Raw genomic sequence first — 22,939 nt, 5'->3', positions numbered from 1 at the left:
GACCCCGACAGGCATCGGCCCTGACACCCCGATTATTTGGAACAGTCATGATCTCTCGCGAAAAACACGACCGGATGGCGAATGCTATTCGCTTTCTTTCCATGGATGCCGTGGAGAAAGCAAACTCCGGCCATCCCGGCCTTCCCATGGGCGCCGCGGACATCGCAACGGTCCTTTTCACCCGCTTCATGACCTTCGACCCGAAGGCTCCGTCCTGGCCGAACCGCGACCGCTTCGTGCTGTCGGCCGGCCATGGCTCGATGCTGCTCTACTCGCTCCTCTACCTGACCGGCTATGAGGACATCACGATCGACGAGATCAAGAACTTCCGCCAGCTCGGCGCCAAGACCGCCGGCCACCCCGAGTACGGCCATGCCGCCGGCATCGAGACGACCACCGGTCCGCTCGGCCAGGGCATCGCCAACGCCGTCGGCATGGCGATTGCCGAGCGCAAGCTGCGCGACGAGTTCGGCTCCGACCTGATGGAGCACTACACCTACGTGCTCGCCGGCGACGGCTGCCTGATGGAAGGCATCAGCCAGGAAGCGATCGCGCTTGCCGGCCACCTGAAGCTCAACAAGCTGATCGTCTTCTGGGACGACAACAACATCTCGATCGACGGCCCGATCTCGATTGCCGACTCAACCGACCAGCACGCCCGCTTCCGCGCTTCGCAGTGGAACACGATCGCCGTCGACGGCCATGACCCGGACGCGATCGCAGCCGCCGTCGAGCAGGCCCAGAAGTCCGACAAGCCGACCATGATCGCCTGCAAGACGGTCATCGGCTGGGGCGCTCCGAACAAGGCCGGCACCCACAAGGTCCACGGCTCGCCGCTCGGCGCAGACGAAATCGCCGCCACCCGCAAGGCGCTGAACTGGGACGCCGAAGCGTTCTCCGTTCCCTCCGACGTGCTGGACGCCTGGCGCCTGGCCGGCCTGCGCTCGACCAAGGCGCACAAGGAGTGGCAGGAGCGCCTGGAAAAGGCCGACCCGGAGAAGAAGGCGCAGTTCGTCCGCCGCTTTGCCGGCGACCTTGAGAGCGGCCTCGATTCCGCGATCTCCGCCTACAAGAAGAAGTTGGCCGAGACCAGGCCGAACCCGGCGACCCGCAAGGCCTCCGAGGACGCGCTCGAGGTCATCAACGGCGTGCTGAAGGAAACGATCGGCGGCTCGGCCGACCTGACCGGCTCCAACAACACCAAGACCAGCCAGACGGCCTCCATCACGCCTGACGACTTCTCCGGCCGCTACATCCACTACGGCGTGCGCGAGCACGGCATGGCGGCGGCGATGAACGGCATGGCGCTGCACGGCGGCCTCATCCCCTACTCCGGCGGCTTCCTGATCTTCTCGGACTATTGCCGTCCCTCGATCCGCCTCGCCGCCCTGATGGGCATCCGCGTCATCCACGTCCTGACCCACGATTCGATCGGTCTCGGCGAAGACGGCCCGACGCACCAGCCGGTCGAGCAGATGGCAGCACTGCGCGCCATCCCGAACCTGATGATGTTCCGTCCGGCCGACGCCACCGAAACGGCCGAGTGCTGGCAGCTGGCCCTGGAACACAAGGACCGCCCCTCGGGCATCGCGCTCACCCGCCAGAACCTGATGGCCGTGCGCACCGAGTTCGAGGAAGAGAACCTCTGCGCCAAGGGCGCCTATGACCTGATCTCTTCTGCCGATGCCCAGGTGACGATCTTCGCCACCGGCTCGGAAGTCGAGATCGCAGTGAAGGCCCATGAGGCGCTGACGGCCAAGGGCATTTCCACCCGCGTCGTATCGGTTCCCTGCTTCGAGCTCTTCTACGAGCAGCCGGAAGCCTACCAGAAGGCGATCATCGGCAACTCGCCGGTGAAAATCGCCGTCGAGGCCGGCATCCGCCAGGGCTGGGACCATATCATCGGCTCGGACGGCACCTTCATCGGCATGTCTTCGTTCGGCGCGTCCGGCCCCTACAAGGAGCTCTACAAGCACTTCGGCATCACGCCGGAGGCGGTCGTCGCAGCCGCCGAAGCCAAGCTCGGCTGACCCGGGACGGCGCGCGGGCGACCGCGCGCCACCCGCACGTTTTATTCTGACAGGGAGAGACCCGAAATGACCGTAAAAGTTGCCATCAACGGATTTGGCCGCATCGGCCGCAACGTCCTGCGCGCAATCGTCGAATCCGGCCGCACCGACATCGAGGTCGTGGCGATCAACGACCTTGGTCCGGTCGAGACCAATGCCCACCTGCTGCGCTACGATTCGATCCACGGCAAGTTCCCGGCCGAAGTGAAGGTCGAGGGCGACACGATCACGGTCGGCGGCGGCAAGCCGATCAAGGTCACCGCGATCAAGGACCCGGCGACGCTGCCGCACAAGGAACTTGGCGTCGACATCGCCATGGAGTGCACCGGCATCTTCACCGCCCGCGACAAGGCGGCCGCCCACCTGACGGCCGGCGCCAAGCGCGTCATCGTCTCGGCCCCGGCCGACGGCGCCGACCTGACCGTCGTCTACGGCGTCAACGACGACAAGCTGACCAAGGAACACCTGGTCATCTCCAACGCCTCGTGCACCACCAACTGCCTGGTCCCGGTGGTCAAGGTTCTCGATGACGCGGTCGGCATCGACCACGGCTTCATGACCACGATCCACTCCTACACCGGCGACCAGCCGACGCTGGACACGATGCACAAGGACCTCTACCGCGCCCGCGCGGCAGCGCTCTCGATGATCCCGACCTCGACGGGTGCTGCCAAGGCCGTCGGCCTCGTCCTGCCGCACCTGAAGGGCAAGCTCGACGGCACCTCGATCCGCGTGCCGACCCCGAACGTCTCGGTCGTCGACTTCAAGTTCGTTGCCAAGCGCGACACCACGGTCGAAGAAATCAACGAAGCCATCAAGGCCGCCTCCAACGGCGCCCTCAAGGGCATCCTGGGCTACACCGAGGAGCCGCTGGTCTCCCGCGACTTCAACCACGACAGCCATTCGTCGATCTTCGCCATCGACCAGACCAAGGTTCTGGAAGGCAAGTTCGTCCGTATCCTCTCCTGGTACGACAACGAATGGGGCTTCTCCAACCGCATGGCCGACACGGCCGTCGCGTTTGCGAAGCTGATCTGATCGCAATCAAAGACACCCGGGCAGCAATGTCCGGGTGTCGACGTTTGAGGCCCTCGTGACGGGGCACACCTTGTTCTTCCGTCACCCCGGATTTGATCCGGGGTCCAGCAGCGCCGCGTCGGCGGCGCAATCGTGTTTATTGCGCTCAAGGACTTGAGCGCGCTGGATGCCGGATCGAGTCCGGCATGACGGCGAATGAGAGCTTTTCCGTCCGAGGACCTGAACTCTTCCGCCTTCCGACGTGAAGGCGGGAAATGCTAGTTTCACATCGCCAGCGCAGAGGCGCGCCATCCTGATCGGCGCGCGGCGCTTCAAGGCAGAATACGAGGAGCGGTGCCCATGACCTTCAAAACCCTAGACGACCTCACCGATATCGCTGGCAAGCGCGTGCTCGTCCGCGTCGACCTCAACGTCCCCGTCAAGGACGGCAAGGTCACCGACGCAACCCGCATCGAGCGCGTCGCCCCCACCATCCTCGAACTGTCGAAGAAGGGCGCGAAAGTCGTCCTGCTTGCCCATTTCGGGCGCCCCAAGGGCGAGCCGGTCGCCGACCAGTCGCTCGGCATGATCGTGCCGGCAGTCAAGGACGTGCTCGGCCAGCCGGTCGCCTTCGGCGAGGATTGCATCGGCGACAAGGCGAAGGCCGCCGTCGACGCGCTGAAGAACGGCGACATCCTGCTTCTCGAAAACACCCGCTTCCACAAGGGCGAGGAAAAGAACGACGCGGACTTCACCAAGGCGCTGGCCGCCAATGGCGACATCTACGTCAACGACGCCTTCTCTGCCGCGCACCGCGCCCATGCTTCCACCGAGGGCCTGGCGCACCTTCTTCCCGCCTATGCCGGCCGCACCATGCAGGCCGAGCTCGAGGCGCTGGAGAAGGGCCTCGGCAATCCGAAGCGCCCGGTGGTCGCCATCGTCGGCGGCGCCAAGGTCTCCACCAAGATCGACCTGCTGTCGAACCTGGTGAAGAAGGTCGACGCGCTCGTCATCGGCGGCGGCATGGCCAACACCTTCATCGCCGCCCGCGGCACCGATGTCGGCAAGTCGCTCTGCGAGCACGATCTCGCCGACACCGCCAAGCAGATCATGATCGATGCCGCCACCGCCGGCTGCGCGATCATCCTGCCCGAGGACGGCGTCGTCGCCCGTGAATTCAAGGCAGGCGCCGATAATGAGACGGTTTCGATCGAGGCGATCCCCGCGGATGCCATGGTTCTCGACGTCGGCCCGAAATCGGTCGAGGCAGTCAACGCCTGGATTTCCCGCGCTTCGACGCTCGTCTGGAACGGCCCGCTCGGCGCCTTCGAGATCGCCCCCTTCGATGCCGCGACCGTTGCCGCCGCCAGGCATGCAGCGGCCCGGACCAAGGAAGGCGCCCTGATCTCGGTCGCCGGCGGCGGCGACACGGTCGCGGCCCTGAACCATGCCGGCGTCGCGGACGACTTCACTTACGTCTCCACCGCCGGCGGCGCCTTCCTCGAATGGATGGAGGGCAAGCCCCTGCCTGGCGTCGAGGTCCTTCAGCAGAAGTAGGCCTCCGTCTTCACCGGAACCAACTGATGGCCCTCTCCATTCGATGGAGGGGGCCATTTTCGTTGACGCGACGGATCGCGGGATCGAAAATATCTCCAAGACGGCCACAGGGATCGTCGGTCAGAACATGCAGACGGGACAAAGGAAACACGGACTGGTCCAAGGAGGGAAGCATGAGCGAACGACTGGAAGACATCGCCGCCCGCATCGTCACCGCAGGCAAGGGCCTGCTCGCCGCCGACGAATCCACTGCCACCATCAAGAAGCGCCTCGACGGTATCGGCGTCGAATCCACCGACGCCTCCCGACGCGATTACCGCCAGATGCTCTTTACCGCCGACGAGGCGATGCGGAACTACATTTCCGGCGTCATCCTCTATGAGGAGACCCTGTTCCAGAAGACCGATGAGGGCCGGCCGCTCGCCGATATCATCACGGCAGCCAGCGCCGTTCCCGGCATCAAGGTCGACACCGGCGCCAAGCCTATGGCGCTTTTCAAAGGCGAGACGATCACCGAGGGCCTCGACGGCTTGCGCGAAAGGCTCGCCAGATACCACGCAGCCGGGGCCCGCTTTGCCAAATGGCGGGGCGTGATCGCGATCTCCGACACGCTTCCGAGCTTTGGCGCGATCAAGGCGAATGCACAAGCGCTCGCCCGCTATGCCGCGCTTTGCCAGGAGGCCGGCATCGTCCCGATCGTAGAACCGGAGGTGCTGATGGACGGAGAGCCCGGCACCCAGTCGATAGAGCGCGCGCAGGAGGTGACGGAAGAGACCCTTCGCATCACCTTCGAAGAACTGGCCGACCAGCGCGTCTCTCTGGAGGGCATGATCCTCAAGCCTTCCATGGTCATCGACGGCAAGAAGGCGCGGAAGGCCTCTGTGCAGGAGGTCGCCGAACGAACGCTACGCGTGCTGAAGCGGACCGTACCGGCGGCCGTTCCCGGCATCGCCTTCCTCTCCGGCGGCCAGTCGACGGAAGAGGCGACCGCGCACCTTTCCGCCATGAACGCCATGGGTCCGCTGCCCTGGAAACTGACCTTCTCCTATGGCCGCGCGCTGCAGGCGGAAGCGCTGGACGCCTGGGCCGGCAAGCCCGAAAACGTCGCCGCCGGCCAGCGCGCCTTCACCCATCGCGCCAAGATGTGCAGCCTCGCCGCGCGTGGGCAATGGAAGAAGGAGATGGAGAAGGCTGCGTAGGCCGGCCGGCTCAACGCTCGACAATAAAGTAGTGCTGATTTGTCTCCGCCCGCGTTTGCAGGTTGGCGGGAAACGCCACGCCCTCTGACGCCAAAGAGAAACCAGACTTTGTCATGTACATATCGATATGCGCTTTTATTTCCTCGCGCGTTCGATAGACGGCATTGTAGTTGTCGTTGAGCTCTTCAGAATAGAAATCTCTCAGAGTGAGACGGTGATCGAGAATTGATATCGTCTCACGGAGATACAATTTCGCCTTACTCGCCGCGATCGAATTAATCAGCTCGAACGTCTTCTCGACGGCCTCGTCGTTCAGATAGATCAATAGGCCAGTGACAATGACGAGATCGAACGGCGGCCGTATCAGCAATTCTTCCTGTGATATCCGTGGGATTTCGGCCACCTGGAAGCGAATCGTCTCCTGTCCCGCGAATGCGGAATTGGCAAGGCCGATGAGATTTTCGGAGAAGTCCAGCCCAAGGTAACTGTTGCCGTCTTTGTTGTAGTGCGACGCCAGTCGACCCGCACCGCATCCCAGTTCGAGGACCTTCCCGCCAGGATCAATCGAGGGAACGAGATGTTCCCGCTCGTATTTGTCCCGCTCGATCGCTACGCTTGAGCCTTCCTTTTGAAGCATGACCGCATTGATGGGATTGCTCTCCGCGCTGGCTCGCCGATCGAAGAAAGACTTCACCGAATTTGTGTCGATTGCGGCTATGTTACTGTAAATTCTGGACATCTGTACCACCGTTCTAGGTTTTGACGCGCCGAAGGCCATCTTCACGGTGCAAGGGCGCCCGCCGTGGCGGCGGTATCCAGGCAGAACAGATGACGATTTTGCTGAGCTTGAAGAAGATCTGTCTCGGTATCGATCTCATAAGAGGTCAGAATACCGGCTTCGATAGGCATGAACTGCGCCAGATGCTCGAACACCGGCGTATTCTCCAGATGCTCGAAGAAGCCGACCGGCAGCCAGGCGACATTGGCCCATTCGTATTCGGACGGCTCTCCGCGGCGCAGTCGCGTTACCATGTCCCCTTCAAGATCAAGGAACACCGCATCCTTCGTCTTGGTCTTGGTGATCGCAAGACGCGGTCTGTCGGGCTTGCACGTGGCGACAAATCTCTTGAAGCTGTCGGGTTCGAAAAGAATGTCGCCGTCCATGAACAGGCAATCGCCCTTCAAGTACCGAGCACCGGCGGCATAGCTATGCAGCGTCGTTGTCGACCGAAAATCGGGATTGCGAACCGCGATCACGTCCGGGCGAATGCGTTTGATTTCCGAAATGACCGCCCTCTCTTCGAAGCCGATGACGACCCGGACGTCCTCGACATCGTTAAGCAGCGAGAGGAGGTGGGAGAGAATACTCACCCCATCGATCTCGACCAGGCATTTCGGCTTGCCGTGACCCAGTCGCGAGCCGAGGCCAGCGGCGGCGATTACAGCGTTCTTAACAGTCGGCATAGGGATTTCCCGTCCAGGGCGACATAATTGGAAACGGAGATGAGCGCATCGGGCGCGGTATGGACGCCTTGATAGGCGATCCCGATCTCGGCAACATCGAACATCGGAATATCATTGAAGCCGTCGCCGACCGCTACCAAGCGCTCAAATCGATCCTTGAGCTTCAAGGCCGGCACGCTCTTGCGCATGACCTGATGGATGCCAGCGATCCGTCCTCCTTGCATGACGGCTGTGGACGCGAAGAACTCGCATCCAAGCTTGTCGGCCAGCGGGGCGATCCATAGATCAAGGTTGCCAGTTACAACGAAACATCTGCTTCGGTTCTCGCGGATAAACTCCACGATATAGGGATCCAGCTGGACTTCCGATACGATCGATTGGACACGCTCCAGACCGGCTGCCCTCAGGATTGCAAAGCGCAGGCGAAAGGAGTCCTCGAACGGGATGACGCCGTCCATCGTCAATCGCGTCAGGAGTGACATCTCGGTTTCGAGATTCAACTCTGCAGCGATGAGCGGAAGCAACTCTTCCGTCGTTATCGTGCCATCGAGATCGAAAGCGAAGCATGTTCCCGACGGGCGGCTTTCGGCCGCCGGCCCGTTGTACTCGTGGTCCTCGAGCCTGTAGGCATCCAGGTAATGCAGCTGCGTAGCCGTGTCACGCATTGTGCTTGGCACCCTCATTGAGAATATCTGCGGCGATGGTATTCAGGATAGTCGTTGCCGGGTCGTCGGTATTGGGCCTCAGGATGTCCAGGAGCTTGCTCACCTCCTTCTCCTTGTCCCAGGATTTTCCGTTCTTGTAGGCGATGACGGCTTTCTTCAGCTCTGCGAATGTCTGGACCCTATGCGCGCACGCCTCGGCGACCTTGCCCAGAGGATTGAAAGGTACGTGGTGGCCGGAATCAAAGAAGATCAAGGGTTTGTTGAAGACGTGGTACTCCGTCAGGAATGAAACCCCGTCCGTCACCATGATATCGGACGCGTCAAACAATTGGCCGTACAGCTGCTCCTCGATCGCGCAGTTGGGCATTGCGTTCCAGATCTTCTTGAATGCCGCAGCCTGTTCGGCACCCAGGACGCTAGAGAAAAGAGCCGGATGCGGCTTGAGGACGAACTGAATGTCCTTCTGCTCCCTGGCCCACTCGATCATGTCGCTGAAGATGAGGTTGAAGACGCCGAAGCCGACGCCGTTCTTGCCGAGCGAGTAATGCGGCGCCCAGACCACCCGGAAGGTCCTTCCCTTCGGTTCGGGAAGGGGCCACTTTCCTTTTCCTTTACACTTCACCAGGCTGCTGAGCTTGGGGTAACCGCTGAGACGGAACTTCGATGGATCGGAATGAGCGAATGACCGATAGTACGACTGGGTCATTTCGGTCTCGCAGAAGATCCTCCAGGCGGCGCGATGATAGGCCTGGTCGAACGCAAGCGGCGAGATTTCCGGACCTGAATTGCCGCCGAAGCGCGAGAGAATGTTGGTTCCATAGGGAACGACGCAGATGCGGGCGAATGTCAGCTCGGCTGTGTGGAATGCCGGCGGCAGGGGCGTATCCCACTGCTGCTGGCGGAATATGACGGCTGGCCGGAGAGCCTTCAGAATATCCAGGGCCGCATAGGAATCGTCCATGTTGAAGCGAAGGTGGGGTATGCCCATCGCATCGAAGGCGGCGCTCACCTTGTCCTCGCCCTCATAGGCGCCGCGCCCGAGTGGCGTGGAGTTCAGCGAGATCACGATCGGATCGAAGCGTTCGTCCGCCACCATCGCGCCATAAACATCAGAAAGCGCGTCCCACATGGGGATGGAATGCACAAGAAAGGCGCAGCGGACAGGCATCTTTCCGGCCGTCGCATCGCGAAGGGCGAGGTTCGCGGATTGCTTCAGGACATGAGTTTCAAGCGCACGCTTCTGGCCCTCATGCGTGATGACGGCTTCAAGCGCGGCTAGATCCTTTTTCGACACCACCTCTTCGCCGGGCACCGATTCCGCGATCGCGCCGAGCTGTTCCAGACTGACCTGCTGCTGCATCTGGATATGCTGCAACAGCTTGACCACCTCCAGCTGGATTTCACCATGCAGGGACTGGCTTTCGGCCAGCGCGCCGAGCTTCTCCTCGATCGCGTCGAATTTGGCCGACAGGCTGGTTACTCGGTCGGCGATCGTTGAAGAAACGCTGGTATCCATGGAGAATCTCGCAATGCATTTGTCGGGTGAGACCTGCGAGAAGCGTTTCCCCAGGGTCACGGATGATCGTCACATTCCGGGATTTAAATTAGCGATTTCAGCTTTAGCGAACCTTGCGCGTCAGCTGCGGCGCTTCAGCGAAGTACCGGGAAATCGACGCGACAGCCTTGCAGATCGAGTTCGAGTTCCTAGATTAGGTTTATCGTCAACGTACAGAAAGGAAGGTGATCCAATGTCTAATGAGATTTCGGACCTCGTGACGGCAGTGGGAAATGCGATGGTGGGAGCGAGGCAGCCCTCGTTCTGAACCACACCTTCCTTGAGCCCATAGGCTCAGGCTTGTCACAGAGCCAAACCTCATGGAGGGCCGCCTGGTGCGGCCCTTTTGTTTGTCCGCAAGAGGATCGTGCAAGACGACGTCAGCGGAAGCGATCAAGCCGCCGTGGCGAGCGGCATCGATCGCCTCGCCCTTATGGCCGGATCAGAACCGTCACCATCATCACTGCGATCGCGCCGACGGCGATCTTCCAGAAGTCCCGCCGACGGCGCAGTCCCGGCAGGTCGAGCGGCCGGATGACATGCAGCACCATCGCGACGAGCAGCAGGAGCGGAAGGACTTTCGACATCGGCGTTTCCTTTTTCGCGTTCCTGTCACAACGGCGACATTTTTCCAAGTCGAGGGTTTCGCGTAAGGCATGATTCATCCATCGGCTGTATTGCAGCTATGGAAATCATGCTCTTGTCGGCATAGTTCAGTTTGGTTGCAGAGTGGCAGGATACCCGATGCGAAAAAACCTTGTTTCCGTCTTCGCACTTCTCCTCGGCACCCTTTTTCTTTTCCTCGGCAACGGCCTGCATGGCCTGCTCCTGCCGGTTCGCGGCGCCCATGAGGGCTATCCGACCACGCTGCTGGGCCTGATCGGCACATCCTGGGCCAGCGGCTTCGTGCTGGGCTGCCTGCTGGCACCGAAGGTGGTCAAGCGCATCGGCCACGTGCGCGCCTTCTCCGGCTTCGCCTCCCTGATCGCCATCATCGCGCTTCTGACCGGCATCCTGGTGGATCCGTTCTGGTGGGTGGCGCTGCGCGCCGTCACCGGCTTCTCCATTGCCGGCACTTCAATGATCATCGAAAGCTGGCTGAACGAGCGGGCGACGAACGAGAGCCGCGGCGTCATCTTCTCGCTCTACATCGCCATCACCCTGTTCGGCGTCGTCGGCGGACAGATGATGGTCACGCTCGGCGACACCGGAACGCCGATCCTGTTCATGGTCGCCGGCATCCTCTACTGCCTCGCCATGCTGCCGACGACGCTGTCGACCGCTGCCTCCCCGCAGCCGCTGAAGCAGGTCAGCCTCGATATCCCCACCCTGTTTCGCACCTCGCCGGTCGCCTGCGTCGGCATCGTCCTCATCGGCATCGCCAACGGCGCATTCGGCACGCTGGGTGCCGTCTTCGGCGCCGAGGCCGGGCTCGCGTCCAGCACGATCGCGATGATGATGAGCGTGACGATTTTCGCCGGTGCCGTCATGCAGCTGCCGGCGGGTCGCGTCTCAGACCGCGTCGACCGCCGCTACGTGCTCGCCGCGCTTGCAGGCGTGGCGGCCCTTGCCGGCCTGGCGATGTTCCTCCTGCAACCGAGTTCCGTCATAGCCCTCCTGATCGTCATCGCCGTCTACGGCGCGGCGGCAAACGCCCTCTATCCGATCGCCGTTTCCCATGCCAACGACTTCGCCAACGCGGAAGATTTCGTGAAGGTGTCCGGTGGCCTGCTGCTTCTCTACGGGATCGGAACCATCATTGGCCCCACGCTGGGCGGCCCGGTGATGACGTCGGTCGGCCCTTACGCCCTGTTCCTGGTCACCTTCGGGGCGCATCTGCTGATCACCGCCTATTCGATCTTCCGCAGCCGGCGCCGCGCAGCCCTTCCCGCCAGCGCCCGCGAGAGCTATACCACTCTCAATCCCGGCACGATGACGACGCCGGAGAGCCTGCGCATGTCGCCGCGTGCCAGCCAGCAGGGAACCGCCGACGTGCCCTCCCAGACCATGACGGAGGATGAACGATGAGTATGTCGGACGACGACCGGCCGGTACGCAAGGTGACACACGAGATCGGTTGCGACCTCTCGATGCTTTCGGCGGACGAGCTTGCAAGCCGGATTGCGCTTCTGAAGGAAGAAATCTCGCGGCTGGAAGAAGAAGTCACCCGTAAGGGCAAAAGCCGCTCGGCTGCCGAGCAACTGTTTCGCTAGAATGCCGGTTTGCTACAGGCGGACATGTGCGGTTTCGCGACCGAACTATATTTGAGTTAACCGTCCGTTAAGCATCATCGGCTATTAATCGCATGCCCGGACCAGTCCGGACTCAGACATTTTCGCCGCTTGGGGAATGGGTCTGATTTTCTCCCTGTTTTACCTTGAGAGCCGCTTTCCCGCGGCTCTTTTTTTTTGTGCTTTCCACATCTTGTCCAAATTTGTAAAGAATTGTGGAGATTAACCCTTTGTTAAGATCACGCTTGCGCGAAATCAGCTAAGGCATCATTCTGCCCGCATGAAACGACCGGCGGAACAGACGTTCGGTCCGCGGGTTACCTGAATTGTGATGCGTTAAACAGGAATGGGGCCATGTCTGAAAGAGGATTGAACACCGTCAGCTTAGCTGGCCACGCCGCCACCTCGCCGCAGTTCAAGAATCTCTACGCTGAAGGCATGGGCCTCGTGGAAGAGACCGCAACCTATCTCGATGGTCCGGGCCGGCAGGCAGCAAAGGTGCTGCCCCGCATGGCATCGGTTCTCTACGCCGCCGAATCCATGCGGCTGACCACGCGTCTGATGCAGATGGCCTCGTGGCTGCTGCTGCAGCGCGCCGTCAACAACGGCGAAATGACGCGCGACCAGGTGATTTCCGAAAAGAGCAAGGTTCGCCTCGACGGGTTCAACGTCGACCGTGCCGCTCCCGGCTGGAACGAACTGCCGGAAGCCTTCCTCGATCTGATCGAGCGCTCGCTGCGGCTGCAGAACCGCGTTGCCCTGCTCGACCGCGAGGTCTATCGCCCGCAGGAGACGCAGAGCTTCGTCAACGATAACCAGAACAGCGTCCAGGCGCAGTTGAGCCTGCTGCACACCGCCTTCGGCAACAACTGATCCGCACACAGCCCGTGATCGACGTCGGACCCGGCCCCAGGCCGGGTTTTTTGTGTCTCTCGGTCGCCGTCACCGTATCGACGAGGGCATCCGAGGAAATCCGGGCAACAAAAAAGCCCGGGTAAACCCGGGCTTCGCAATCGCGTCTGGCAGGAGGCTTAGAGGCCGAGGCCTTCGAAGCGCTTCTTGAACTTGGAAACGCGGCCGCCGCGGTCCATGAGCTGCTGGTTGCCGCCCGTCCAGGCCGGATGGGACTTGGGGTCGATTTCGAGGTTCATCACGGCGCCTTCGGTACCCCAGGTCGAACGGGTTTCGTACTCGGTACCGTCGGTCATGACGACCTTGATGGTGTGGTAGTCGGGATGGATATCAGCCTTCATGACAATCTTCCTGCGTTCCGGGGACCTTTTGTCGCAAGCAGTTGCGGCAGCCGGGTCAAAGACGTAAATGAAGCCGCGACCGACCAGGCCAGCGGCTTCCCAATTCGATGGCGAGCCTATACATGAAGGCCGGCCGGATAACAAGAGCCCAAAAAGCAATCGCGATGCAGCGGCCCGCTGAAGAGGTAAACGTGAGCAACGAAATGCAAGCAGGCGCCGAACGCAGGAGCGAACGCAAGTCTCTCCGCCCGCTCGCAGCTTTGGCACCCTATCTCGGCCGCTACCGCGGCCTCGTCGCCGGCGCCCTTGCAGCCCTGGTGACCGCGGCAGTGACGACGCTTGCTTTGCCACTGGCCGTGCGCCGCATGATCGACCACGGTTTCTCCGAATCCGACGCGGGCTTCATCAATACCTATTTCATGATGCTGTTTGCGCTGGCGATCCTGCTCGCGCTTGCCAGCGCCTTTCGCTACTTCTTCGTCATCACGCTCGGCGAGCGCGTCGTCTCCGACCTGCGCCGCGCGGTGTTCGCACGCGTCACGGAACTGGCACCCGATTTCTTCGATCGCAGCCAGTCCGGCGAGATCGTCTCGCGCCTGACGGCCGACACGACCCAGATCAAGTCGGCCGTGGGTGCCACCGCTTCGGTCGCCCTGCGCAACCTGATCCTCTGTCTCGGCGCGATCGCGATGATGATCTACACGAGCCCGAAGCTTTCGAGCCTGGTGCTTTCTGCCATTCCTCTCATCGTCTTCCCGCTCGTCGCCTTCGGCCGGTCGGTTCGCCGTCGCTCCCGCCAGGCGCAGGATACGCTTGCGAATGCTTCCGCCTATGCAGGCGAGGTGATTTCGGCGGCCCGCACGGTGCAGGCCTTCAATGCGGAGCCGGCGGCGCGCGAACGCTTCGGCGCAGCGGTCGAGGCGGCCTTCGGCGCGGCTCGCTCCGCCATCCTCGCCCGTTCGCTGCTCACCGCCTTTGCGATCGCGATGATATTCGGCAGCGTCGTCGGCGTGCTCTGGTTCGGGGCGCAGGACGTGCTCTCGGGCAACCTCTCGGCCGGCACGCTCGGCCAGTTCCTGCTCTACTCGGTCTTCGCCGCCGGCAGCCTGGGCTCCCTGTCCGAGGTATGGGGTGAACTGTCTCAGGCCTCGGGTGCGGCCGAAAGGTTGACGGAGCTTCTGGACGAAAAGCCCTCGATCACCGCACCGCCGTCTCCCGTCGCTCTGCCCGTACCCGCCCGCGGCGCGGTGGAGTTTTCCGACGTCCACTTCGCCTATCCCTCCCGCCCCGGCTACCGCAGCCTCAACGGGCTGTCCTTCGCGATCCGTCCGGGCGAGACGATCGCGGTCGTCGGCCCCTCCGGAGCCGGCAAGAGCACCATCCTGTCGCTGCTTCTGCGCTTCTACGATCCGGTCAGCGGCAGCGTGAAGCTGGACGGCATCGACTTGCGCACCGCCGATCCGCATGAGGTCCGCGCCCGCATCGCGGTCGTGCCGCAAGACGTGACGATCTTCGCCGCGTCGATCGCCGACAACATCGCTTTCGGCATGCCCGGCGTCTCGCGCGAACAGATCGTTGCCGCCGCCCGCGCCGCCCAGGCCGAGGAGTTCATCAACCGGCTCGACAATGGCTTCGACACCGCCGTCGGCGAGCGCGGCGTGACCCTTTCCGGCGGCCAGCGCCAGCGGCTTGCCATCGCCCGCGCCATCCTCAAGGACGCACCGCTGCTTCTGCTCGACGAAGCGACCTCAGCGCTGGATGCGCAAAGCGAGAAACTCGTGCAGAAGGCGCTGGACGGCCTGATGGGGCAGCGCACCACGATTGTCATCGCTCACCGGCTGGCGACCGTCCTCAAGGCGGACCGTATCCTCGTTTTGGAGCACGGCCGCATCGTCGAGGAAGGCACGCATCAGTCGCTGGTCCGCAGCGGCGGCCTCTATGCCAAGCTGGCCCGCCTGCAGTTCAACGATGGTCAGGGCGAGGCGGGCGCGGAAGAGCAGACGACCGCGGCGCAATAACTGAAGGTTCGCGCGGCTGCGGCAATGTCAGGCCGCAGCCTGGCCGCCTTGCGGCAGAGGCAGCGCAGTAAACCACATCGGCCGCAGGCCCGCGCCACGAGCGCAGCGCCTTCACGCGCAGACGTTCCGGCCGGCGATCCGCCCGGAAAAGAGACAGCCGCCGAGGAACGTTCCTTCCAGCGCATTGTAGCCGTGCACCCCTCCTCCGCCGAAGCCGGAAACCTCGCCGGCCGCGTAGAGCCCCGGCACCGGCTTGCCAGAAAGTTCGAGCACGCGGCCGCCAAGGTCGGTCTGCAGCCCGCCCAGCGTCTTGCGCGTGAGAAGGTTGAGCCGCACCGCAATCAGCGGTCCCGCCGTGGGGTCCAGCATTCTGTGCGGCCGCGCCGTGCGCATCAGCAGATCGCCGAGATATCTGCGCGCACCCCGGATCGCGACCGTCTGCGCATCCTTGGAAAACGCGTTGTCGATTTCCCGGTCCCGCGCCTCGACCTGCGCGCGGACATGCGCCGCATCCAGCCTGCCCTCGCCCGTCAGCGCATTCATCGCGGCGACGAGGTCCTCCAACCGATCGCGGACGACGAAATCCTCGCCCTTGTCCATGAAGGCCTGCACCGGCCCCGGCGGATTTCGGCCGAGCCGCTTGAGAAGCAGGCGAATATCCTTGCCGGTCAGGTCCGGGTTCTGCTCCGATCCGGAAAGGGCGAACTCTTTCTTGATGATCGCTTTGGTGAGGATGAACCAGCTGTAGTCATGCCCCGACGCGGTAATCGCCTTCAGCGTTCCCAGCGTATCGAAGCCGGGTATGGCGGGGGCGGAAAAACGGTTTCCGTCAGCATCGAACCAGAGCGACGACGGCCCCGGCAGGATGCGGATGCCGTGGTTGGGCCAGATCGGATCCCAGTTCCGCAAGCCCTCCGTATAGTGCCACATTCGGTCGCCGTTGATGACGCTGCCGCCTGCTTCCTGCGCGATCGCCAGCATTCGCCCGTCGACGTGGTGCGGTACGCCGCTGACCATGCGGGCAGGCGCCGGCCCGAGCCGATCGACCGGCCAGTTGCGTCGCACCAACTCATGATTGCCGCCGATACCGCCCGACGCGACGACGACCGCATCCGCCGACACCGCGAAGGCCCCGACGGCGTCGCGTGAACTCCGCGCGCCCCGAGCCACGGGATCCGCAGCCAGAACCGCACCCTCCGCGCCGACGACGGCGCCCTTGTCGACAAGGAGGCGGTCGACACGATGGCGGAAGCGGAATGACAGCCGCCCCTTCGCCTCAGCCTCCCGCACCCGCCGAAGAAAAGGCGCTAGCACGCCCGGCCCGGTTCCCCAGGTGACGTGAAAGCGCGGCACGGAATTGCCATGGCCTGTGGCGAGCCCGCCGCCGCGCTCGGCCCAGCCGACGATCGGAAACCAGCGCATGCCCTGCGCATGCAGCCAGGCCCGCTTCTCGCCTCCGGCGAAATCGAGATAGGCGTCCGCCCACAGGCGCGGCCAGTGATCCTCCGGCCGGTCGAACTGCGCCGAACCGAACCAGTCCTGCCGCGCGAGCGCGCGGCTGTCGCGGATGCGCATGCGCCGCTGTTCGGGACTGTCGATGAAAAAGAGGCCGCCCAGCGACCAGAAGGCCTGGCCGCCCAGGTTCTGCTCCCCCTCCTGGTCCAGCACGGTGACCCGCAGGCCACGATCCACCGCCTCGCTCGCCGCCACGAGGCCCGCCAGCCCCGCGCCGATCACCAGCACATCGCAATCCATCCATGCCCTCCCAAGCATATCCCCGCGCGGAAGTTACGCGCACGTCAGAGTAAGGGCAATGCGGAAATGGTGGGAACGCCACCGCGACAAGGAGCGCCCGGTCGTCAGCGTTTGTATCCGTCGTTGCTGAAATCGCGCCGGACCCAAACGGCGGACATGTGGCGGTCCTGCTGGCTATTGCCGCGGCTTCTCTCCCGCGGGAAACGGTGCCTACTTCTCGGTAAGCTTCAGCTCGATGCGCCGGTTGGTCGCCCGCGCCTGATCGTCTTCGCCCGGTGCCAGCGGCTGGAATTCGCCGAAGCCTGCCGCGACCAGGCGGTCTGCCGGAACGCCGTTGGCGATCAGGAACTTCACGACCGATGTCGCACGGGCCGAGGAGAGTTCCCAGTTGTCCGCATAGCGCCCCGTTCCCGACAGCGGCACGTTGTCGGTGTGCCCGTCGACACGCAGCACCCAGTTGATTTCCGGCGGGATTTCCTTGGCGAGATCGAGAAGCGCTGCGGCGAGCTTGCGCATCTCGGCCTGCCCCTCGGGGTTCAGTTCGCTGCCGCCGGAGGGAAACAGCACTTCGGACTGGAAGACGAAGCGGTCGCCGACGATACGGATGTTCTCGCGATCGGACAGGATTTCGCGCAGGCGCCCAAAGAAGTCCGAGCGATAGCGGTTCAGTTCCTGCACCCGCTGGGCCAGCGCCACGTTGAGCCGGCGGCCAAGATCGGCGATCTTCGCCTGCGAGGAGGCGTCCTTCGCCTCCGAGGCCTGCAACGCACCCTCGACGGCGGCGATCTGGCTGCGCAGGGCGGCGATCTGCTGGTTCAGGAGTTCGATCTGGCTCATCGCACGCGCGCTGACCTGCTTTTCTGCATCGAGCGTTTCGTTGAGCGTGGAAATGCGGGCATCGGCGGCGTCCGAGGCGCCTGCGCCCTGGTTCAGCATCTGCTGCAGCCGCGAGCGTTCGCCTTCGGATTCGGCAAGCGAGGCCTGCAGGTTGGCCAGCGAATCCTCCAAGTCCTGCTTGCCGCTCTTTTCCAGCGCCAGCAGTTGCGTCAGTTCGTTCACCTGGCTGGTCAGCCGGTCGAGCACCTCGTCCTTGCCGCTGATTTCGCGGCTGAGAAAGAACTGCGCGAGCACGAAGACACACAACAGGAACATGATCGCCAAGAGCAGCGTCGACAGCGCATCGACGAAGCCGGGCCAGTAGTCGACGGTTCTGCTTGAGCGGCGGTTGCGGGCAAGCGCCATGGCTTACTCGCTCCCCGCCTGATCCCGCAGGCGCTCGGCGGCGCGTTCGCCGTTGAGCTCGCTGGCGCGCGCCGCAAGCCGGTCGAGCGTGCGGCGCAGCGCCTTCGCCTCGTCCTGCTGTGCCTCGATCCAGTCACGCAGCATCTGCTGCTCGTTGCGCATGTTCTTCACCAGCCCCTGGATGCCTTCGGCAAGGCTTGCCATTGCCGCCGTCGAGCGGCTGTGGCCGCCTTCGTGCGAAAGCTTCAGGATCTGCTCTGCGAGCGCCTTGATGTCCGCCTGCTCGCCGCCGGTGGAGATTGCGGCAGGAGAAAGTTCGGAGGAAACGTCGGTCACCGACGACAACCAGTTTTCAAGCTCCATGTAGAAGCGGTTCTGCGCCCGGCCGGCCTGCAGGTCGAGGAAGCCGAGGATCAGCGAGCCGGAAAGACCGAAGAGCGAGGTGGAGAACGCGGTCCCCATGCCCGATAGCGGCGCCGACAGCCCTTCCTTCAAGGCGCTCAGCACGTCGTTCGCCGTGCCCGCGCCTGCGTCGAGCGACTGGATGACCGTGTTGATAGAACCGATCGTGCCGAGCAGGCCCCAGAAGGTGCCGAGCAGGCCGAGAAAGACGAGGAGGCCGATCAGGTAGCGCGAGGTGTCGCGCGATTCGTCCAGCCGCGTCGCAATCGAATCGAGGATGGAACGCAGGGCCGAGGCCGACAGCGCGATGGAATGATGCCGTCCGATCAGGGCCCGCATCGGCGCAAGCAGAACCGGATCGCGCCCGACCTTTTCGGCGTTGCCCGCCGCGCGGAAGGAATTGAACCAGCGCACTTCCGGCCGCAGGGACAGCACATGGCTGAACACCAGCAGGATGCCGATGAGCAGAACGCCGAGAATCAGCCCGTTGAGGCCCGGATTGCTGACGAAGGCCGCATGCGCCTGACGAAACAGGATCGCGCCGACGAAACCGACGATGATCAGGAAGATGACCATCGTCCAGAAAAACGGCATGGGGCTCGACAGCTTGTGGGGATAGTCTTCCCCGGTCTCGGCCGGCCCCTCCCAACCCGACAGCGCCAGCTTTGCCATGGGACTCGCTTCTCCTGCTCTCACTTCGCGTGGAGCCTAGAGGAAGATTGCGCCGAATTGAAGGGCCGAATTTCGATGTGCGTCCATTGACTTGCGCCAGAAGAACGATGCCGCGCGGCGTGGAAATGCAGGGAGATCCCGCAGTGGAGGCTGCGGGAGGGATCGCGTCCCTTAGCGGGTCGGCACCGGCCGATGAACGACTTCGGAGAGCGCCTTGTGGATGTATTCGTTGCCGGCGACCAGCGTACCGGTCTGCAGCATCGCGTTGCCGCCTTCCAGATCGCTGACAAAACCGCCGGCCTCGCGGATGAGCAGGATGCCCGCCGCGATGTCCCATTCGGCAAGGCCGCGCTCCCACATGCCGTCAAAACGGCCCGCCGCGACATAGGCAAGATCGAGCGAGGCCGCACCCATCCGGCGGATGCCAGCGACTTCGCCCATCACGTGGCGAAGCTCGATCAGAAACTTGCCGTGGTTGCCGCGGCCGAGATGCGGCACGCCGCAGGCGATGACGCTGTCGGACAGTTCCTTGCGGGCGGCGACGCGCAGACGGCGATCGTTGAGGAAGGCCCCACCGCCCTTCTCGGCCGTGTAGAGTTCGTCCGTCGCCGGATTGAGAACCACGGCCGCCACGATCTCGCCGTTGCGCTCCAGCGCGATCGAGGAGGCAAAACAGGGAATGCCGTGCAGGAAGTTGGTCGTGCCGTCCAACGGATCGACAATCCAGCGATGGGCGCCGTCGGTCCCCTTGATCTCCTCGCCCTCCTCGCCAAGGAAGCCGTAGGTCGGCCGCGCCTTCATCAATTCCTCGCGGATCAGCTTCTCCGCCTTGCGGTCGGCCTGCGAGACGTAGTCGCCCGGCCCCTTGAGGGAAACCTGCAGGTTTTGCACTTCGCCGAAATCGCGCGAGAGCGATTTTCCGGCCTTGAAGGCGGCCTGGACCATCACGTTGAGTAGAGCTGAGCGAGCCATCGGGGCTTGTCCTTGTCAGTTTGTCGGCGGGCAAACGCGGTCGATGCCACGGCCGGCGGAATTTTGCGTGTCAGTCGGCGCGGCGAAGATAGGTGATTTCGTTGGTATCGACGAGAATGCGCTCACCCGCCTCGATGAAGGGCGGAACAAGCACGCGCACGCCATTCTCCAGGATCGCCGGCTTGTAGGAAGAGGCCGCCGTCTGCCCCTTGATCACCGGGTCGGCTTCCGCGACGGCAAGCACCACCTGATCGGGCAGCGAAACGCCGATCGGCTTTTCGTCATAGAGCTGGACCGTCACCATCATGCCATCCTGCAGGAAGGCGGCGCGATCGCCAACGAATTCCTTCTGCAGTTCGAGCTGGTCGTAGGAGTCGACATCCATGAACACCAGCCCATCACCCTGTTCGAACAGGAACTGGAAATCCTTCTTCTCCAGTTCGACGCGCTCGACCGTCTCCGAAGAGCGGAAACGCTCGTTGAGCTTGGTGCCGTCCATCAGGTTCTTCAGTTCGACCTGGTTGAACGCCCCACCCTTGCCCGGCTTGACCGTGTTGCACTTCACCGCCGCCCACAGGCCGCCATTGTGCTCGATAAGGTTGCCCGGCTTGATTTCGCTGCCGCTGATTTTCATGAGAATTCCGTAGAGGTTTTGGCGGTTCCGCGCGGCCGGGGCGGCCGGGAACCAAGTTTGCGGCCTCAAGACCACAATTCCCTTCAAAGTTCAAGTGTCCGCCGCAGGAACGCAGCCATTCGCCGGACGCAGGGCTCCACCGCAAGGCGCCGCCGTCAGCGCACGCGGAACTTGTTGGCCGCCGAGATCGCGGCCTTCTGCTGCTCGTCGGTCAGGCCGAGATAGAAATCCTCCAGCCCGGCATCGTTGAGGCCGGCGCGGCGCGAGAGCACGAACCACTTGGCCGCCTCGACCGGATCGGGCCGGGTTCCCAGCGCATTGATATAGAGATAGGCGAGGCGGTTCTGGGCGACGACGTTGCCACCATCGGCCGCACGTTTCAGCCACCGGAAGCCCGCCTCGTAGTCCCTGTCGCCGGCGACCCCGTTGACGAGCCAGATGCCGAGGTCGAGCTGGGCGGTGTCGTAGCCGGCGCGGGCGGCCCGCAGCAGCCATTCGCGCGCCCGGGCTGTCTTCTCTGGCGGCAGACCCTGCAAGTTGCTGTAAAGCTGCGAAAGCGCGTATTGCGCATCCGCGATCCCCTGCTCTGCCGATTTCTCGTAATAGGGCAGGGCCGCGCGCAGCCCGTTTTCGCCGGGCGTGTCGGCGACGAGCATCTGGCCGTAGTTGAACTGGGCGGAAGAATTTCCGGCGTCGGCCGCCCTCTTCATGTACTCGTCGGCCTTCTTGCGGTCGCGTTCAACCTGGCGGCCATCCATCAAAAGCAGGGCGTACTTGAACATGCCGGCGGGATCCCCGCCCTCGGCCGACTGCTTGTACCAGAAGGCGGCCTGCTTGCGGTCGCGCTTGACGCCGAGCCCCTGCTCGAAGAGTTCGGCGACAAGCGTCTGGGCGGCCGCGTCCCCGCTTTGCGCGCGGGGAAGCGCCAGCTCCATCGCCGTCAGGTAGAAGCCGCGCTGGAACGCGCCATAGGCATCGTCCACCTTTCCGGTGAAGGCCTTTTCAGCCGGCAGATCGGGAAGCGGCGCACCCATCCGGTCGAGCACGCCGAGGCCGGACGACGGCGTCAGCAACTCCTTCTGCTGGCCGCCTGCAGCGGCTGCACCGGAAGGCGCGATCTTGCCGAGCGAATCCCCGGCGTCGGCAGGATCGAGCAGTCGTGACGTGCGCTCGGCCTCAGCCGGCCCGTCGAGCCCGGCATTGTGGTCCTCGGCTTCGCCGGGTTGCTGCGCCTGGCTGCCTTCTGCGGAAGACGGATTGGGCTGTCCGGCGACACCGGGCAGGGCCCCTGCTCCGCCCGCGCCACCCTGGCTAGAGCCCTCTGTTTCAGGGATGGCCGCTTCGGGGACGGGCGCTTCAGGGGCGGTGGCATTCGGCTGGACGGCAGCGGGCTTCTGCGTCTCCTGCGCGCGCGCAAGCGGCATCGCTGCGCCGAGCGCGCAAAGCAAAGCCGTGGTCAGTCGCAGCGACCTGTGATCGAAAGCCCTAGTCATGCGCACGCCTTTAATCTTCGAACCGTGGCGCTTTTTCGTCAAGCAACGCGTTGACGGATGCGACCACCTGCGCGGCATTGGCCGGTTCGTCGAAAACCGCACGGCAAAGCGCCACGAATTCCGCGCCGGTTTCGGCAACGGCGAGTGCGGACTGCGGATCCGCCCCACCCATGACGATGCAAGGCACCTCGATCATCGAAGCCCACCATTCGGCGAGCGCAAGGTTCTTCGGATGCGCCTCCGGCTTGATGTCGCCGTCGAACTTGCCGAAGAAGATATAGTCGGGGGCAAGGTCTCCGATCTCGAGTGCCGCATGCCGTTCCTTGGCGCCGCCTGCGCCGACGATCAGCTTCGGCGAGAATTTCTCGATCGCTTCGCCCAAGGCCTCCAGTCCGCCGGCGATGTGAATGCCGTCGGCCCTGGCACGACCGGCGACGCGCGTATCGCCTGCAATCAGGGCTGCGGCACCCGCCTGCTGGATGACAGGCACGATAGCCTCGGCATGCTTCTGGAACTGGCCATCCTCCAGGCCGTACTGCGGCAGGATCACGGACGCGACGTCGCCGCCGCGCAGCGCATCTTCCACCATGGCCTTGCGGACGTCGATGTCCTCTCCCTCGGGCACGATCAGCACGAGGCGGCAGCGGTTGTCGGTTCCAGTCATCGCAATTCCATTTCTTCCCGTTCCGTCGCGATCGGCAGACTGCCCCTCGCAAAATTCAAACAAAGCCGATAGACGGG

Annotated in this window: 21 protein-coding genes; 8 read left to right on the top strand and 13 right to left on the bottom strand. The window is 63.5% G+C overall.

The annotated features are described in order from the left end of the window. The first annotated feature begins 47 nt into the window (after positions 1 to 47). The 4 genes from tkt to CRO48_RS06075 all read left to right on the top strand — a co-directional run bounded on the left by tkt (position 48) and on the right by CRO48_RS06075 (position 5,842). Positions 48 to 2,030: a transketolase gene (tkt, locus tag CRO48_RS06090; RefSeq protein WP_097137299.1), complete on the top strand. Its 1,983-nt coding sequence runs from the start codon at positions 48 to 50 to the stop codon at positions 2,028 to 2,030. A gap of 66 nt (positions 2,031 to 2,096) precedes the next feature. Further along, positions 2,097 to 3,107 (top strand): type I glyceraldehyde-3-phosphate dehydrogenase, encoded by a 1,011-nt coding sequence (gene gap, locus CRO48_RS06085; RefSeq protein ID WP_097137297.1) that lies wholly within the window; start codon positions 2,097 to 2,099, stop codon positions 3,105 to 3,107. A gap of 339 nt (positions 3,108 to 3,446) precedes the next feature. Beyond that, positions 3,447 to 4,643 (top strand): phosphoglycerate kinase, encoded by a 1,197-nt coding sequence (locus CRO48_RS06080; protein WP_097137295.1) that lies wholly within the window; start codon positions 3,447 to 3,449, stop codon positions 4,641 to 4,643. 173 nt (positions 4,644 to 4,816) lie between these two features. After that, positions 4,817 to 5,842 carry a class I fructose-bisphosphate aldolase gene (locus CRO48_RS06075; protein WP_097137293.1) on the top strand — a complete coding sequence of 342 codons (1,026 nt, stop codon included), beginning with the start codon at positions 4,817 to 4,819 and terminating at the stop codon, positions 5,840 to 5,842. A gap of 10 nt (positions 5,843 to 5,852) precedes the next feature. Here the strand turns inward: CRO48_RS06075 and CRO48_RS06070 are convergent, their stop codons facing one another. The 5 genes from CRO48_RS06070 to CRO48_RS32080 all read right to left on the bottom strand — a co-directional run bounded on the left by CRO48_RS06070 (position 5,853) and on the right by CRO48_RS32080 (position 10,113). After that, positions 5,853 to 6,581, bottom strand: coding sequence for a class I SAM-dependent methyltransferase (locus tag CRO48_RS06070; protein WP_176526664.1), 729 nt, complete (start codon positions 6,579 to 6,581; stop codon positions 5,853 to 5,855). A gap of 41 nt (positions 6,582 to 6,622) precedes the next feature. After that, positions 6,623 to 7,306 carry an NTP transferase domain-containing protein gene (locus tag CRO48_RS06065; protein WP_097137289.1) on the bottom strand — a complete coding sequence of 228 codons (684 nt, stop codon included), beginning with the start codon at positions 7,304 to 7,306 and terminating at the stop codon, positions 6,623 to 6,625. Further along, positions 7,282 to 7,971: an HAD-IB family phosphatase gene (locus CRO48_RS06060; RefSeq protein WP_097137517.1), complete on the bottom strand. Its 690-nt coding sequence runs from the start codon at positions 7,969 to 7,971 to the stop codon at positions 7,282 to 7,284. The genes CRO48_RS06065 and CRO48_RS06060 overlap by 25 nt, the downstream gene beginning before the upstream one ends. Then, the gene (locus tag CRO48_RS06055) at positions 7,964 to 9,487 is read right to left on the bottom strand and encodes a CDP-glycerol glycerophosphotransferase family protein (protein WP_097137287.1); all 1,524 of its coding nucleotides are present in this window, start codon (positions 9,485 to 9,487) and stop codon (positions 7,964 to 7,966) included. The genes CRO48_RS06060 and CRO48_RS06055 overlap by 8 nt, the downstream gene beginning before the upstream one ends. Positions 9,488 to 9,957: 470 nt before the next feature. Continuing rightward, positions 9,958 to 10,113, bottom strand: coding sequence for a hypothetical protein (locus tag CRO48_RS32080; RefSeq protein ID WP_097137286.1), 156 nt, complete (start codon positions 10,111 to 10,113; stop codon positions 9,958 to 9,960). Positions 10,114 to 10,270: 157 nt separating this feature from the next. On the opposite strand from CRO48_RS32080, the gene CRO48_RS06045 reads away from it, so the two are divergent. From CRO48_RS06045 to rcdA, 3 genes are all read left to right on the top strand, one after another. Continuing rightward, complete coding sequence (locus CRO48_RS06045) at positions 10,271 to 11,554, top strand: MFS transporter (RefSeq protein WP_097137284.1); 1,284 nt, start codon at positions 10,271 to 10,273, stop codon at positions 11,552 to 11,554. Then, a complete protein-coding gene (locus CRO48_RS06040) occupies positions 11,551 to 11,739 on the top strand; it encodes a DUF1192 domain-containing protein (protein ID WP_097137282.1) in 189 nt (62 codons plus the stop codon). The genes CRO48_RS06045 and CRO48_RS06040 overlap by 4 nt, the downstream gene beginning before the upstream one ends. A 372-nt stretch (positions 11,740 to 12,111) precedes the next feature. Next, positions 12,112 to 12,630, top strand: a complete 519-nt coding sequence (gene rcdA / locus CRO48_RS06035) for a protease adaptor protein RcdA (RefSeq protein WP_097137280.1) — start codon at positions 12,112 to 12,114, stop codon at positions 12,628 to 12,630. Positions 12,631 to 12,788: 158 nt separating this feature from the next. Here rcdA and rpmE read toward each other — a convergent pair whose 3' ends face one another. After that, complete coding sequence (gene rpmE, locus CRO48_RS06030) at positions 12,789 to 13,010, bottom strand: 50S ribosomal protein L31 (protein WP_097137278.1); 222 nt, start codon at positions 13,008 to 13,010, stop codon at positions 12,789 to 12,791. 203 nt (positions 13,011 to 13,213) lie between these two features. On the opposite strand from rpmE, the gene CRO48_RS06025 reads away from it, so the two are divergent. Next, positions 13,214 to 15,028, top strand: a complete 1,815-nt coding sequence (locus CRO48_RS06025; RefSeq protein WP_245423448.1) for an ABC transporter transmembrane domain-containing protein — start codon at positions 13,214 to 13,216, stop codon at positions 15,026 to 15,028. A 111-nt stretch (positions 15,029 to 15,139) separates the two neighbouring features. Here the strand turns inward: CRO48_RS06025 and CRO48_RS06020 are convergent, their stop codons facing one another. The 7 genes from CRO48_RS06020 to CRO48_RS05990 all read right to left on the bottom strand — a co-directional run bounded on the left by CRO48_RS06020 (position 15,140) and on the right by CRO48_RS05990 (position 22,862). Then, on the bottom strand, positions 15,140 to 16,783 hold the full coding sequence (locus CRO48_RS06020; RefSeq protein WP_097137274.1) for an FAD-binding dehydrogenase: 1,644 nt from the start codon (positions 16,781 to 16,783) through the stop codon (positions 15,140 to 15,142). 210 nt (positions 16,784 to 16,993) lie between these two features. Then, positions 16,994 to 18,025 carry a peptidoglycan -binding protein gene (locus tag CRO48_RS06015; RefSeq protein WP_097137273.1) on the bottom strand — a complete coding sequence of 344 codons (1,032 nt, stop codon included), beginning with the start codon at positions 18,023 to 18,025 and terminating at the stop codon, positions 16,994 to 16,996. 3 nt (positions 18,026 to 18,028) lie between these two features. Further along, positions 18,029 to 19,099, bottom strand: a complete 1,071-nt coding sequence (locus tag CRO48_RS06010; RefSeq protein ID WP_097137271.1) for a MotA/TolQ/ExbB proton channel family protein — start codon at positions 19,097 to 19,099, stop codon at positions 18,029 to 18,031. A gap of 171 nt (positions 19,100 to 19,270) precedes the next feature. Continuing rightward, entirely contained in the window at positions 19,271 to 20,071 is an 801-nt protein-coding gene (locus CRO48_RS06005) for an inositol monophosphatase family protein (protein ID WP_097137269.1), read from the bottom strand. Between the two features lie 70 nt (positions 20,072 to 20,141). Then, the gene (gene efp, locus CRO48_RS06000) at positions 20,142 to 20,705 is read right to left on the bottom strand and encodes an elongation factor P (RefSeq protein ID WP_097137267.1); all 564 of its coding nucleotides are present in this window, start codon (positions 20,703 to 20,705) and stop codon (positions 20,142 to 20,144) included. 155 nt (positions 20,706 to 20,860) lie between these two features. Further along, complete coding sequence (locus CRO48_RS05995; protein ID WP_245423438.1) at positions 20,861 to 22,198, bottom strand: tetratricopeptide repeat protein; 1,338 nt, start codon at positions 22,196 to 22,198, stop codon at positions 20,861 to 20,863. A gap of 10 nt (positions 22,199 to 22,208) precedes the next feature. Further along, positions 22,209 to 22,862 carry a thiamine phosphate synthase gene (locus CRO48_RS05990; protein WP_097137265.1) on the bottom strand — a complete coding sequence of 218 codons (654 nt, stop codon included), beginning with the start codon at positions 22,860 to 22,862 and terminating at the stop codon, positions 22,209 to 22,211. Between the last annotated feature and the right edge of the window lie 77 nt (positions 22,863 to 22,939).

Source organism: Rhizobium subbaraonis, assembly GCF_900220975.1.
In the GTDB taxonomy this organism is placed as follows: Bacteria; Pseudomonadota; Alphaproteobacteria; order Rhizobiales; family Rhizobiaceae; genus Mycoplana; species Mycoplana subbaraonis.
The sequence above is the reverse complement of the archived record's forward strand: the minus strand, read 5'-3'. Positions and strand labels throughout refer to the sequence as shown.